The 12,631-nt window shown below is 62.8% G+C and carries 11 protein-coding genes; 1 reads left to right on the top strand and 10 read right to left on the bottom strand.

All coding sequences use genetic code 11. The features are described from left to right. Positions 1–48 precede the first annotated feature (48 nt). The 9 genes from pnp to rimP all read right to left on the bottom strand — a co-directional run bounded on the left by pnp (position 49) and on the right by rimP (position 11,358). On the bottom strand, positions 49–2,196 hold the full coding sequence (pnp, locus tag AC0L18_RS02755) for a polyribonucleotide nucleotidyltransferase (RefSeq protein ID WP_023802123.1): 2,148 nt from the start codon (positions 2,194–2,196) through the stop codon (positions 49–51). Between the two features lie 404 nt (positions 2,197–2,600). Then, positions 2,601–2,975 carry a 30S ribosomal protein S15 gene (gene rpsO / locus AC0L18_RS02760; protein WP_274609416.1) on the bottom strand — a complete coding sequence of 125 codons (375 nt, stop codon included), beginning with the start codon at positions 2,973–2,975 and terminating at the stop codon, positions 2,601–2,603. Between the two features lie 77 nt (positions 2,976–3,052). After that, positions 3,053–4,147: a magnesium/cobalt transporter CorA gene (gene corA / locus AC0L18_RS02765; RefSeq protein ID WP_473490521.1), complete on the bottom strand. Its 1,095-nt coding sequence runs from the start codon at positions 4,145–4,147 to the stop codon at positions 3,053–3,055. Between the two features lie 44 nt (positions 4,148–4,191). Further along, on the bottom strand, positions 4,192–5,154 hold the full coding sequence (gene truB / locus AC0L18_RS02770) for a tRNA pseudouridine(55) synthase TruB (protein ID WP_473490522.1): 963 nt from the start codon (positions 5,152–5,154) through the stop codon (positions 4,192–4,194). Next, entirely contained in the window at positions 5,154–5,591 is a 438-nt protein-coding gene (gene rbfA / locus AC0L18_RS02775; protein WP_128169859.1) for a 30S ribosome-binding factor RbfA, read from the bottom strand. The genes truB and rbfA overlap by 1 nt, the downstream gene beginning before the upstream one ends. Before the next feature lie 225 nt (positions 5,592–5,816). Further along, complete coding sequence (gene infB / locus AC0L18_RS02780; protein ID WP_473490523.1) at positions 5,817–8,384, bottom strand: translation initiation factor IF-2; 2,568 nt, start codon at positions 8,382–8,384, stop codon at positions 5,817–5,819. Further along, positions 8,381–9,031 carry an RNA-binding protein gene (locus tag AC0L18_RS02785; protein WP_473490524.1) on the bottom strand — a complete coding sequence of 217 codons (651 nt, stop codon included), beginning with the start codon at positions 9,029–9,031 and terminating at the stop codon, positions 8,381–8,383. The genes infB and AC0L18_RS02785 overlap by 4 nt, the downstream gene beginning before the upstream one ends. A 38-nt stretch (positions 9,032–9,069) precedes the next feature. Continuing rightward, positions 9,070–10,665, bottom strand: coding sequence for a transcription termination factor NusA (nusA, locus tag AC0L18_RS02790; protein ID WP_023802116.1), 1,596 nt, complete (start codon positions 10,663–10,665; stop codon positions 9,070–9,072). 48 nt (positions 10,666–10,713) lie between these two features. Further along, a complete protein-coding gene (gene rimP / locus AC0L18_RS02795; RefSeq protein ID WP_473490525.1) occupies positions 10,714–11,358 on the bottom strand; it encodes a ribosome maturation factor RimP in 645 nt (214 codons plus the stop codon). Positions 11,359–11,679: 321 nt separating this feature from the next. Between rimP and AC0L18_RS02800 the strand changes: the two genes are divergently transcribed. Continuing rightward, positions 11,680–11,844 (top strand): hypothetical protein, encoded by a 165-nt coding sequence (locus AC0L18_RS02800; protein WP_095517012.1) that lies wholly within the window; start codon positions 11,680–11,682, stop codon positions 11,842–11,844. Positions 11,845–11,925: 81 nt separating this feature from the next. Here the strand turns inward: AC0L18_RS02800 and trmB are convergent, their stop codons facing one another. Next, a complete protein-coding gene (gene trmB, locus AC0L18_RS02805; protein ID WP_473490526.1) occupies positions 11,926–12,627 on the bottom strand; it encodes a tRNA (guanosine(46)-N7)-methyltransferase TrmB in 702 nt (233 codons plus the stop codon). Positions 12,628–12,631 lie beyond the last annotated feature (4 nt).

Raw genomic sequence — 12,631 nt, forward strand, 5'->3', positions numbered from 1 at the left:
CGGGCGCGACCTGTCGGCGCGCCCGTTTCGATTGTTCGGTCAGATCGCTCAGGCGGCGTCTTCTTCGCCGTCGGCCTTCTTGTCGCGGGCGATTTCCTTGCCGGTGGCCTGGTCGACGACCTTCATCGACAGGCGGACCTTGCCGCGCTCATCGAAGCCCATCAGCTTGACCCAGACCTTGTCGCCTTCCTTGACGACGTCCGAAGTCTTGGCGACGCGATCATTGGCGAGCTGCGAGATGTGGACGAGGCCGTCACGCGGACCGAAGAAGTTGACGAAAGCGCCGAAGTCGGCGGTCTTGACGACCGTGCCCTCGTAGATTTCGCCGACTTCCGGCTCGGCGACGATGGTGTGGATCCACTTCTTCGCCGCCTCGATCTCCTTGGCGTTGGACGAAGCGATCTTGACCGTGCCGTCGTCCTCGATGTTGATCTTGGCGCCGGTCTTTTCGACGATCTCGCGGATGACCTTGCCGCCCGAGCCAATCACGTCGCGGATCTTGTCGGTCGGGATGTGCATGACCTCGATGCGCGGCGCGAATTCGCCGAGTTCGGAGCGCGCGCCGGACAGCGCATGGCCCATTTCGCCGAGGATATGCTGGCGGCCGTCCTTGGCCTGATCCAGCGCGATCTTCATGATCTCCTCGGTGATGCCCTCGATCTTGATGTCCATCTGCAGCGAGGTGATGCCGTTGGCGGTGCCGGCAACCTTGAAGTCCATGTCGCCGAGATGGTCCTCGTCGCCGAGGATGTCGGAGAGCACCGCGAAGCGCTCGCCTTCCTTGATCAGACCCATGGCGATGCCGGCGACCGGCTTGGCCAGCGGCACACCGGCATCCATCAGCGCCAGCGAGGTGCCGCAGACGGTAGCCATCGACGACGAGCCGTTGGACTCGGTGATCTCCGAGACGACGCGCAGCGTGTAGGGGAACTGGTCCGATGTCGGCAGCATCGGGCGGATCGCGCGCCAGGCGAGCTTGCCGTGGCCGATTTCGCGGCGGCCGGGCGAACCCATGCGACCGGTTTCACCGACCGAATAGGGAGGGAAGTTGTAGTGAAGGAGGAACTTCTCCTTGTACATGCCGGTCAGCGAATCGACATACTGCTCGTCCTCCCCGGTGCCGAGCGTGGCGACGACCAGCGCCTGGGTCTCGCCGCGGGTGAACAGCGCCGAGCCGTGGGTGCGCGGCAGGACGCCGACTTCGGAGACGATCTTGCGAACCGTCTTCAGATCGCGGCCGTCGATGCGCGAACCGGTGTCGAGGATGTTCCAGCGCACGACCTTGGCCTGGAGCTCCTTGAACACGGTGCCGATCTGCTCGGACGTATACTTGGCTTCTTCGCCTTCTGCGGGTGCGAACGCAGCCTTGACCTTCGCCTTGACGGCGTCGACGGCGGCATAGCGCTTCTGCTTGTCAGTGATCTTGTAGGCATCGCGAAGCTCGCCTTCGACGATCTTCAGCATCTCGGCTTCAAGCGCCGAATAATCCGGCGCGGTGAAGTCACGCGGATCCTTGGCGGCGACTTCTGCCAGCTTGATGATCGCGTCGATCACCGGCTGGAAGCCGCGATGGCCGAACATGACGGCGCCGAGCATCAGATCCTCGCCGAGTTCCTTGGCTTCGGACTCGACCATCAGCACGGCGTCCGAGGTGCCGGCGACGATCAGGTCAAGCTTGGATTCCTGCATCTCGTCGACATGCGGATTGAGCACATATTCGCCGTTGATGTAGCCGACGCGGGCGCCGCCGATCGGACCCATGAAAGGGACGCCGGACAGCGTCAAAGCCGCCGAGGTGGCGACGATCGACAGGATGTCCGGGTCGTTTTCGAGATCATGCTGGACGACGGTGACAACGATCTGCGTGTCGTTCTTGTAACCGTCAGCGAAGAGTGGGCGGATCGGACGGTCGATGAGACGGGAAACCAGCGTTTCCTTTTCGCTCGGACGGCCTTCGCGCTTGAAATAGCCGCCCGGGATCTTGCCGGCGGCATAGGTCTTTTCCTGGTAGTTGACGGTCAGCGGGAAGAAATCGAGGCCGGGTTTTGGTTCCTTCATCGAAACGACGGTGGCGAGAACCTTGGTTTCGCCGTAGGTGGCGAGCACCGCGCCGTCAGCCTGGCGCGCAATCTTGCCGGTTTCGAGGATGAGCGGACGGCCGCCCCATTCGATTTCCACTTTGTGGTGATTGAACATGTCTTGTCCTTCATATGCGGAAAGGGACGCGCCATTTCACCGTGCGCGAGTGCCCCTTTCCCTTGGCTTCGTTTCTCGGGCAGCCACGGGCAAGACAACGGGAAGCTCGGGTATCCGGCGCGGGTGCCGCGCGAGCGTCCTGCAATCCTGCCCCATGACCGTCCATGGGCGGTTTCGAATGGCCCTGTGCTATATCGAAACCGGGTCTAGCCAATCGATCCGACTGGCCTTGCGCATGACCCGAAAACCGCGGCTCTCGGAAATGCCTTGCGCAAATTCAAAGTTTCAGAGCGTCCCATGTGCGCGTCCAAATCGAAGCGCGGCGCTCTACTTCCTTCATTGGAACAATGGACTGCTCCAATGCGCGACCGGCGGGCTCTCGAAAGAACCCGCCGGTCAATTCGTCAACGGCGCAGACCGAGCTTCTCGATCAGCGTCTGATAGCGCGCGTCGTCCTTGCGCTTGAGATAATCAAGCAGGCTGCGGCGCTGGGAGACGAGAGCGAGCAGACCACGGCGGGAATGGTTATCCTTCTTGTGGTCCTTGAAATGGTCGGTCAGGTTCTTGATGCGCTCGGAAAGGATGGCCACCTGGACTTCCGGAGACCCGGTATCGCCCTTGGCGGTTGCGAATTCACCCATCAATTCCTTCTTGCGCTCGGCAGTAATCGACATCGTGTTTTTCCTTATCTGTTTGAGGAAACGGGACGCCCTCGGCCGGGATGTCGTCCAGCAGGGGCCGGTACAAGCAACGTGGCATTGCACGATGCTGCGGCGCATATAGGGCAATTCAGGCAAAAACACCAGCCCAATTCACAAGCCGGCTTTTTGCTGCACAAGCGAAGATTTCGCCTCGGCTAAAGCCACTTCTTCCATCTGAAGAAGGCGACAAGCCCGAGCGCGACAACGGCCATGAACACCAGCGCTGCCGGATAGCCGTATTGAGCCTTCAGCTCCGGCATGTTCCATGGCGAGGCTTCGGGATCGAAGTTCATGCCCCACACGCCAGCGAGAAAGGTGAGCGGGATGAAGATCACCGAGACGATCGTCAGATAGCTGATGACGTCGCTGGTGCGTGCCTGACTCAGCGACAGATGCATCTCGATCAGACCGGTCAGCATGTCGCGCTGGGTTTCGACCAGTTCGATGAGCCGAAGCGAGTGATCGAGCGTGTCGTTCAGGAAGATCTTGGTCTCGGGCTTGACGTAGGGCACGTCGTTGCGGATCAGCGTCGCCAGCGCGTCGCGCATCGGCCAAAGCACCCCCTTCAGCACGTTGGCGTCGCGCCGCAACTCGTGAAGCCGCCGCATCTGGTGCCTGTCCGCCGCGCGCAGCATCTGGTCCTCGATGCTGTCGACCAAGTCGCCGGCGGTCTCGATCGGCGGGAAATAACTGTCGACGATGGCGTCGATCAGCGCATAGGCGAGATAGTCGGCGCCGCGTGAGCGCAGCCGGTTGGGCATCGAGCTTTCGATGCGCTTGCGCACGGGATCGAACGGATCGCCTTCGCGCTCCTGGAAGGTGACGACGAAGTTCCTGCCGAAGAAGACCGCGATCTGCTCGTAGCGATGCGCGGTGACGTCGTCGATCATCCTGACGACGACGAAGGCATGGTCCTCGAAGAAGTCCACCTTGGGCCGCTGGCCGGTGTTGACGACGTCTTCCAGCGCCAGCGGATGCAGGCTGAAAATCCGGCCGATCTCCTCGATCAGCGGGATGTTGGCGAGGCCGGTGCAATCGAGCCAGATGACCGGCCATGCGTTGCAATGAGCATTCAGGTCGTTGATGCTGGCATCTTCGATTGTCTCGAATTTGTCGGGCGACATCAGTGTCAGTCGCAGTTCGCTGCGCCGCGCCGCAGGGTCGGCGATCAGTGTGCCCGGTGATGCGCCGATCGGCGGCCGCCGTGCTGTCACCGGCGCCCGCTTCCTGATTGTCTCGGCCTTTGCCATGTGCCCCTCGAATGTACCTCTGATCGAAGATTAGACGAGGGGGCTCAGCCGGCAAAGACCCGCTTCGGCTTGAACATGCCTTGCTCGACGGCGCCGATGGCGACCAGCTTGCCGCGCGCCGTGGCGCAGGCTTCCTCGGCTTCCACCGGCGCGTCGCGGCCACGGATGATGACCGGGTTGCCGAGGCGGATTTTTGTTGCCGCGTCGTCGCTAATCGCGATCTGCGGCAGGCAGTCGAGCGCGGCTGACGTGTCGACCAGAAACGCGTCGATGGCGTCGAAGTCGACCGGCACCGTGTCCGCTGAATCCGAACCCTCATCGGGCTGTTCGCCGAAGCGGGCGGCTTCCAGCTCGGCGATGGTGACGAAGTCTTCCTGCGTGAACGGCTCGACCTCGATCCGGCGCAGTTCGGCGATGTGACCGAAACAGCCGAGATCGCGGCCCATGTCGCGGGCCAGCGAGCGGACATAGGTGCCCTTGCCGCATTCGACTTCGAAAATGGTGCTGTCGGCACTGTGCTCGATCAGGTCGAGGCGGCCGATCTCGACTTCCCGCGCCGGAATGTCGACCGTCGCGCCGTCGCGGGCAAGATCATAGGCGCGCTCGCCTGCGATCTTGATGGCCGAAAATTGCGGCGGCGTCTGCATGATGACGCCGGTGTATTTCGGCATCAGCAAAAGCACATCGGCTTCAGCCGGACGCTGGTCGGAGCTTTTCGTCACCGGCCCTTCGAGGTCATCGGTCGAACGCTCCTCACCCCAGGCGACCGTGAAGCGGTAGACCTTGGCGCCATCCTGGACATAGGGGACGGTCTTGGTCGCTTCGCCGAGCGCGATCGGCAGCATGCCGGAAGCGAGCGGGTCGAGCGTGCCGGCATGGCCGGCCTTTTCCGCCTGGAACAGCCATTTGATCTTGGAGACGGCTTCGGTCGAACCCATGCCGACGGGTTTGTCCAGCACCAGCCAGCCGGAGATCGGCCGACCCTTCTTCTTGCCGCGACGCGCCACTATTTTTCGTCCTTGTCGTTGTCTTTGTTCTGGTCGCCGATCTGGGCGTCTGGGCCGAGATCGCGCGCCACTTCGGGCGAGTGCAACAATTCGTTGATCTTCTGGAAATTGTCGTAGCTGGTGTCGAGCCGGAAGCGGAATTCCGGCATGTACTTCATCTGCCGGAGCGCGCCGGAAACGCGGCCGCGCACGAATTTCGCATGCTTGTTGAGCGCCTCGACCACCGCATCGGCATCACTGGCGCCAAGCGGCGAGACGAAAGCGGTGGCGATCTTCAGATCGGGCGACATGCGCACCTCCGAGACCGAAACCACCGAATTTTCGATCAGCGGATCGAGGATCTCGCCACGTTGCAAGGTTTCCGACAGCGCATGCCGCACCTGCTCGCCGACGCGAAGCATGCGCTGGGATGGACCTGACGTGGTTGAACGGGGCATTTTTCTCTATCCTGAAATCGTGAGGCACGGGATGGGACCGCGCCGCATGTCTCATATGCTTTAAAGCCTGATCCATCCCGATAGAAATCGGAATGGATCAGGCTCTATTTTTGTTGACCATGATCTTCTCCGAAAACCGGATACCACTTTTCGGGATCATGGTTTAGGCGGCAGCCTTTCGACCACCGCCCGGTTTGTAAATGCTCGAACTCAAGTTGCTCGAACTCAGAGCGTCCTGGTCACCATCTCGACGCGGAAGCACTCGATGACGTCGCCGACGCGCATGTCTTCGTAGTTCTGGAAGGCCATGCCGCATTCCTGGCCACCCGGAACCTCCGCAACTTCGTCCTTGAAGCGCTTCAGCGTCTTCAGCGTGCCTTCGTGGATGACGACGTTGTCGCGGATCAGGCGAACGCCCGCACCGCGCTCGACCTTGCCTTCGGTGACACGGCAGCCGGCGATCTTGCCGACCTTGGTGATGTCGAAGATCTCAAGGATCTCGGCATTGCCAATGAAGGTTTCGCGACGCTCCGGCGACAGCAGGCCGGACAGCGCCGCCTTCACGTCATCCACAAGGTTGTAGATGATCGAGTAGTAGCGGATCTCGATGCCTGCAGCCGCGGCCGCCGCACGCGCCTGCACATTGGCGCGAACGTTGAAGCCGATGATTGCGGCGCCCGAGGTTTCCGCCAGCGAGACATCGCTTTCGGTGATGCCGCCGGCGCCCGCATGAACGATGCGCGCACGCACCTCGTCGGTGCCGAGCTTGTCCAGCGCCGCGCTGATCGCCTCGATCGAGCCCTGCACGTCGCCCTTGATGACCAGCGGGAATTCCTTCAGCCCGCTCGTCTGCAGTTGCGACATCATCTGTTCGAGCGAACCACGCTGGCCGGCATGCTTGGCCACCGCCTTCTCACGCGCCAGACGCTGGCGATATTCGGTGATCTCGCGGGCGCGGGCCTCGTTGTTGACGACGGCGAAGCGGTCGCCGGCCTGCGGGGTTCCCTGCAGGCCGAGCACTTCCACCGGCATCGCCGGCGGCGCTTCCTTGATCTGCCCGCCGCGGTCGTTGACCAGCGCGCGCACCCGGCCCCATTCGTTACCGGCAACGAGGATGTCGCCAGGCATCAGCGTGCCGGTCTGGACCAGCACCGTGGCGACGGGGCCGCGGCCCTTGTCGAGCTGGGCTTCGATGACGACGCCCTCGGCGGTGCGGTCCGGATTGGCCTTCAGGTCGAGGATTTCGGCCTGCAGCAGGATCGCTTCGAGCAGCTTGTCGAGATTGGTGCCCTTGGTCGCCGACACTTCGACGTCCAGCACCTCGCCGCCCATCGATTCGACGAAGACTTCGTGGCGCAGCAGTTCCGAGCGCACCTTCTGCGGGTCGGCGTCATGCTTGTCGATCTTGTTGATCGCCACAATGATCGGAACGCCGGCCGCCTTGGCATGGCTGATCGATTCGATCGTCTGCGGCATCACGCTGTCGTCGGCCGCCACTACCAGGATGGCGATGTCGGTCGCCTGAGCGCCACGGGCGCGCATCGCCGTGAAGGCGGCGTGGCCAGGCGTGTCGATGAAGGTGATCTTGTTACCGTTCTTCTCGACCTGGTAGGCGCCGATATGCTGGGTGATGCCGCCGGCCTCGCCGGACACAACATTGGCATTGCGGATGGCATCGAGCAGCGACGTCTTGCCGTGATCGACATGGCCCATGATGGTCACCACCGGCGGACGCGGCTCGAGATCCTCGGGACGATCGGCGATGTTGAAGAGGCCTTCCTCGATGTCGGACTCGGCGACGCGGCGAACCGTGTGGCCGAATTCGGTAGCGACCAGTTCGGCTGTGTCGGCGTCGATGACGTCGCCCGGCTTCAGGATCTGGCCCTGTTTCATGAAGAACTTGACCACATCGACGGCGCGCTCGGACATGCGCTGCGCCAGTTCCTGGATGGTGATGGTTTCGGGAAGTATCACTTCGCGCATGACTTTCTCGCGCGGTTCGTTATGCAGCGCGCGCTTGAATTTCTCCTGGCGCCGACGCATCGACGACAGCGAACGCGCACGCGCATCCTCATCGGAAAGTGCGGTATTCAGCGTTAGCTTGCCGCGGCGGCGATCTTCCTCGCCCTTTGTCGGCTTGGCCGGACGCGCCACTTCCGGCGTGACCGGACGGCGCACCGGGGCACCGGCGCCGGTCCGCTTCGGCTTGGTGTCCTCGTCGTCGACTGTCGCCAGTTCGGCGGTCAGCGGCGCGCGGCGGCGCGCCTCTTCCTCGGCACGCCGGCGGGACTCGGCCTCGGCCTGCAGCCGGGCTTCTTCCTCGGCCTGGCGGCGCGCGGATTCCTCGCGCTCGCGACGGCGGCGCTCTTCATCCTCGGCGCGGCGCTTGGCCTCGTCGATGGCGCGCTGGCGATCCTCGACGTCGCGCACCTTCGAACCCTCAAGAGCCCGGCGGCGCGCCTCCATTTCATCGCGCGACAATTGGTTCAGCACCATGCCGCCGCGTTCGACCGGCGGCGGAGGCGGCGGCGCCTTGGGCGCTTCCTGCACAACCGGCGCTGCCGCGACCGGTGGCTTCGGCGTGAAGACGGACACAGGGGCAGCAGCCGGCTCCGGCTTGTCACCGGGCAGCGAGAACTTGCGCTTCTTGGTCTCGACCACGACCGCCTTGGTGCGGCCATGCGAGAAGCTCTGGCGCACGGTGCCCTGTTCCGTACCGGGGCGCTTCAGCGTCAAAGTCTTCTTCGGCGTAACACTCAACGTCTTGTCGTCGCCCGATTTCGTATCGCTCATTCCATATCCTCTGCGGCATCATCTTCGTCAGCAACGGCCGCAAGCATTGCCAGATCGTCCGGGGAACCGCCCCGATACCGGTCGAGCGCAACCATGCGCTTCTGGACCGCCCTGCCCGCGTCTCCCGCGAGAACGGCAGCATGTATCACATTTGTACCCCCCAATGCCAAGCTCAACTCGGCCTCGGAGAAAAGTTTGTAGGCAAGGATGGCGGGGCCACCGAGGTGGACGGTTGCCCGTCGCGCCTGGCTGATCTTGCGGACGCCGTCATCTGACGCCTCGGTCGCATGCAACACGAAAAGCGCCAGCCCGCCACGCACCGCGCTCTCAACCTTGGTGGCGCCGAGCGCGATCGCGCCTGCCTTGCGGGCAAGACCGAGCATGCCCAGAGCGTATCTGGAAAGCAGCCCGTCGACCGTGTCGCCGAGATCGGTCGGCACGGTCACCTGCGCCTTGAAGGCGCGAGCGAACAGGTTTTTCGCTGCCGCCTTGTCGATATGTAGGCGGTCGGCAGTCACCCAGCAACCGCGTCCGGGCAGGTTTTTCTTGATATCCGGAACGACGGCCGAATCCGGGCCGACGACGAAACGGATCAGTTCATCCGGTTCGGCCTGTTTGCGCGTGACGATGCAAGTGCGATCGTTCATCTCGTCCAAGGGCGGCTTGTGTGCGATGCGGTTTCACCTCACGCACCAACGGCTTCGTCAGCCGGCACGTCTTCGGCTGCTAGCTCGTCTTCGGTGATCCAGCCGGCCTTGAGGCGAGCAGCCAGAACCATCTGTTCAGCATCGGCCCGCGACACGCCGTGATTGGCGAGCACGCCCGGGAATACCTTCGTCTCGCCGTCCTTGCGTTCCTTCCAGCCGGTCAGATCATCGGCCGCATAGCCGGCGAAATCCTCGATCGTCTTCACGCCGTCCTCGCCGAGCGTCACCATCATGGCGGTGGTCACGCCTGGAATCTCACGCAACTCGTCCTTGACGCCGAGCGCCTTGCGCTTCTCGTCATGCTCGGCTTCGATCTTCTCCAGATATTCGCGGGCGCGGGCCTGGATTTCCGAGGCGGTGTCCTCGTCGAAGCCATCGATCGACGCGATCTCGTCGGCATCGACATAGGCGACTTCCTCGACGCTGGTGAAGCCTTCGGAGGCGAGCACCTGGCCGACCATCTCGTCGACGTTGAGCGCATCCATGAACAGCGCCGAGCGTTCGACGAACTCCTTCTGGCGGCGCTCGCTCTCTTCCTGTTCGGTCAGGATGTCGATATCCCAGCCGGTGAGCTGCGAGGCGAGCCGGACGTTCTGGCCGCGGCGGCCGATGGCCAGCGACAGCTGGTCGTCCGGCACCACGACCTCGATGCGTTCGGCGTCCTCGTCGAGCACGACCTTGGCGACTTCCGCCGGCTGCAGCGCGTTGACGATGAAGGAAGCGGCCGAAGGCGACCACGGAATGATGTCGATCTTCTCGCCCTGCAATTCGCCGACCACCGCCTGAACGCGGCTGCCGCGCATGCCGACGCAGGCACCAACCGGATCGATGGAACTGTCACGCGAGATGACGGCGATCTTGGCGCGCGAACCTGGATCGCGGGCGACCGACTTGATCTCGATGATGCCGTCGTAGATTTCCGGCACTTCCATGGTGAACAGCTTCGCCATGAACTGCGGATGGGTGCGAGACAGGAATATCTGCGGACCGCGCTGCTCGCGACGCACGTCATAGACATAGGCGCGGACGCGATCGCCATATTTGTAATTTTCGCGCGGGATCAGCTCGTCGCGACGGATGATCGCCTCACCGCGGCCGAGATCGACGATGACGTTGCCGTATTCGACGCGTTTGACAGTACCGTTGACGATCTCGCCGATACGGTCCTTGTACTCGTCGTACTGGCGGTCACGCTCGGCCTCGCGCACCTTCTGCACGATGACCTGCTTGGCCGACTGGGCGGCGATGCGGCCGAAATCCATCGGCGGCAGCTGTTCGGCAATGAAGTCGCCGAGCTGGGCGTCGGGATTGCGCTCACGCGCCGAGGATATGGCGATCTGCGTCGCATAGTCGTCGACCTTCTCGACCACTTCCATCAACCGCTGCAGCTTCATCTCGCCGGTATTCGGATTGATGTCGGCACGGATGTTGGTTTCCTGGCCATAGCGCGAGCGCGCCGCCTTCTGGATCGCATCGGCCATGGCGGCGATGACGATCGACTTGTCGATCGACTTCTCACGCGCGACCGCATCGGCGATCTGCAGCAGTTCAAGCCTGTTGGCGCTTACAACCATCTTTTTTCTCCCGAGCCTGTTGCCGAGGCTTTGCGCCCGGCAGCCCAATCACATTTCCTGTTCGGTTTCATCTTCTACGCCCGCTTCCACGCTCTCTGGCGCGTCTTCGGGCTCGCCGCGGCGATTCTTGGCTTCCTTGCGCGCCCTGTTGTCCTTCGACAGTGCGTCGCGGATAAGGTCGTCGGTCAGGATCAGCCGTGCTTCGGCAATCGAATCGTAGGGCACACGCACCGTCGGCTGTTCGCCATAGGCCGCCTTGTCGCGCTCGATCAGCACGCCGTCCGCGTCGCTCTCGGCGATCTTGCCCTTGAAGCGCTTGCGGTCGGCGACGAGGACCGAGGTTTCCATCTTCACCAGATGACCCGTCCAGGTCACGAAATCCGACTTGCGGACCAGCGGCCGGTCGATTCCCGGCGACGACACTTCGAGATGATACGCCTTTTCGATCGGATCATCGACATCGAGCGCCGGCGACACTGCCCGGCTGACCTCTTCGCAATCCTCGACGGTCATGGTGCCGTCCTCGCGTTCGGCCATGATCTGCAGCGTCAGCCCGTTCTGGCCCGTCAGATGCACCCTGACAAGGCGGAAGCCAATGGCACGCAGAACCGGCTGCACGATCAGCGCGATGCGCGCATCGATGCCGCTTTCGCGGATGATGCGGTCGTCGCTGTCGGGTACCGTTGCCGTCATTCTATTCCTGTCGCTTCGTCGGCGGCCGGAAGGTAACAAAAAAGAGCGGGACCGGGTGGACCCACTCTTCGCCATACCGACCAAGAATTTGAGCTTGATATAGACGATCGCAGCCGTCGTTTCAAGCCCGCATGCAGTCCGTGTCGGTAAGCAGATGAATCGTCCGCATGCAGGGTGGGCGAAACTGTCGGGGGCGGCAGCATTGCACAGGGCGCATGGCGGCCATGCGCCAACGTCCCTGTGATATCAGGCAGTACGCGCCTATCTATGTTGCGTTGCACAAAATCAATCACGCATTGCAGCAGGCGAAAGGGCATAATCATGACCAACCGCAAGGTTTTCTCGGCCATCGGCGATTTCTTCACCGTCTTCGGCAGCGCCGTCGCCGCTTCGCACGCCGTCGAAGCCGGCCGCAAGCCGCGCGCACGCGATCTGCGCAATCTCGGCATGGATCCGGCCGCCTTCAACAAGATCGGCCGCTTCTAAGTCTAAGTCCGGCGACGCAGGGACGAGGACATCTCTGGTCCTCGTCGACGGCAAAGTGTGCTAGGCGCGCTTTGAATAGGACTATCTTCGGACGAAGGTGAGGTAGGCCGGCCGCCGGCCTTCGCGAACGGCCTTCGCCTCGTAGCGTGTACCCGGCCAACCCTTATAGGGCCGCTGCCAGTCGGCTGCCTCTTCAGCCTGCCACGCAAACGCTTCATGTGCCCGGCAGTGCAGCAGCGTCCAGTTCACATAGCTATCGATATCGGACGCAAAGCGGAATGTTCCGCCTGACTTCAGCACGCGCGCGAAACGGTCGAGATTGACCGGACTGACGAAGCGGCGCTTCCAGTGTTTCTTCTTCGGCCAGGGATCGGGATAGAGAAGGTCGATGCCGTCGAGCGAGGCTTGCGGGAGCCAGTCGAGCAGGCGCGTGGCGTCGTCGTCATAGACCCGAAGATTGGCAAGCGGCCGTTGCCTGACCGCCATCATCATCTTGGCCATGCCGTTGACGAAAGGCTCGACGCCGACAAAACCGGTCTCAGGAGCCGCCGTCGCCCGATGCAGCAGGTGCTCGCCGCCACCAAAACCAATTTCGAGATGAATGGCGCGGACATCGGCTTCGAACAGGCTGCGCAAGTCGGCCGGCGGTCCGGCCGTCAGATCAAACCGGTAAGTGCTAAAACCGCTTTCCAGTGCCGCTGCCTGCTGCGGACGGATGGCCTTGCCGCGCCGGCGACCGAAAAATGCTTCGGTCGCACGGCTTGGCCGGTCTTTCGGATCCATGTCT

Source organism: Mesorhizobium sp. WSM4819, from assembly GCF_055811215.1.

Excerpts from the sequence above, each read along its gene's own strand:
- pnp (WP_023802123.1), bottom strand. The coding sequence starts at position 2,196 with ATGTTCAATCACCACAAAGTGGAAATCGAATGGGGCGGCCGTCCGCTC.
- rpsO (WP_274609416.1), bottom strand. The coding sequence starts at position 2,975 with ATGCGCCGCAGCATCGTGCAATGCCACGTTGCTTGTACCGGCCCCTGC.
- corA (WP_473490521.1), bottom strand. The coding sequence starts at position 4,147 with ATGGCAAAGGCCGAGACAATCAGGAAGCGGGCGCCGGTGACAGCACGG.
- rbfA (WP_128169859.1), bottom strand. The coding sequence starts at position 5,591 with ATGCCCCGTTCAACCACGTCAGGTCCATCCCAGCGCATGCTTCGCGTC.
- infB (WP_473490523.1), bottom strand. The coding sequence starts at position 8,384 with ATGAGCGATACGAAATCGGGCGACGACAAGACGTTGAGTGTTACGCCG.
- AC0L18_RS02785 (WP_473490524.1), bottom strand. The coding sequence starts at position 9,031 with ATGAACGATCGCACTTGCATCGTCACGCGCAAACAGGCCGAACCGGAT.
- nusA (WP_023802116.1), bottom strand. The coding sequence starts at position 10,665 with ATGGTTGTAAGCGCCAACAGGCTTGAACTGCTGCAGATCGCCGATGCG.
- rimP (WP_473490525.1), bottom strand. The coding sequence starts at position 11,358 with ATGACGGCAACGGTACCCGACAGCGACGACCGCATCATCCGCGAAAGC.
- AC0L18_RS02800 (WP_095517012.1), top strand. The coding sequence starts at position 11,680 with ATGACCAACCGCAAGGTTTTCTCGGCCATCGGCGATTTCTTCACCGTC.
- trmB (WP_473490526.1), bottom strand. The coding sequence starts at position 12,627 with ATGGATCCGAAAGACCGGCCAAGCCGTGCGACCGAAGCATTTTTCGGT.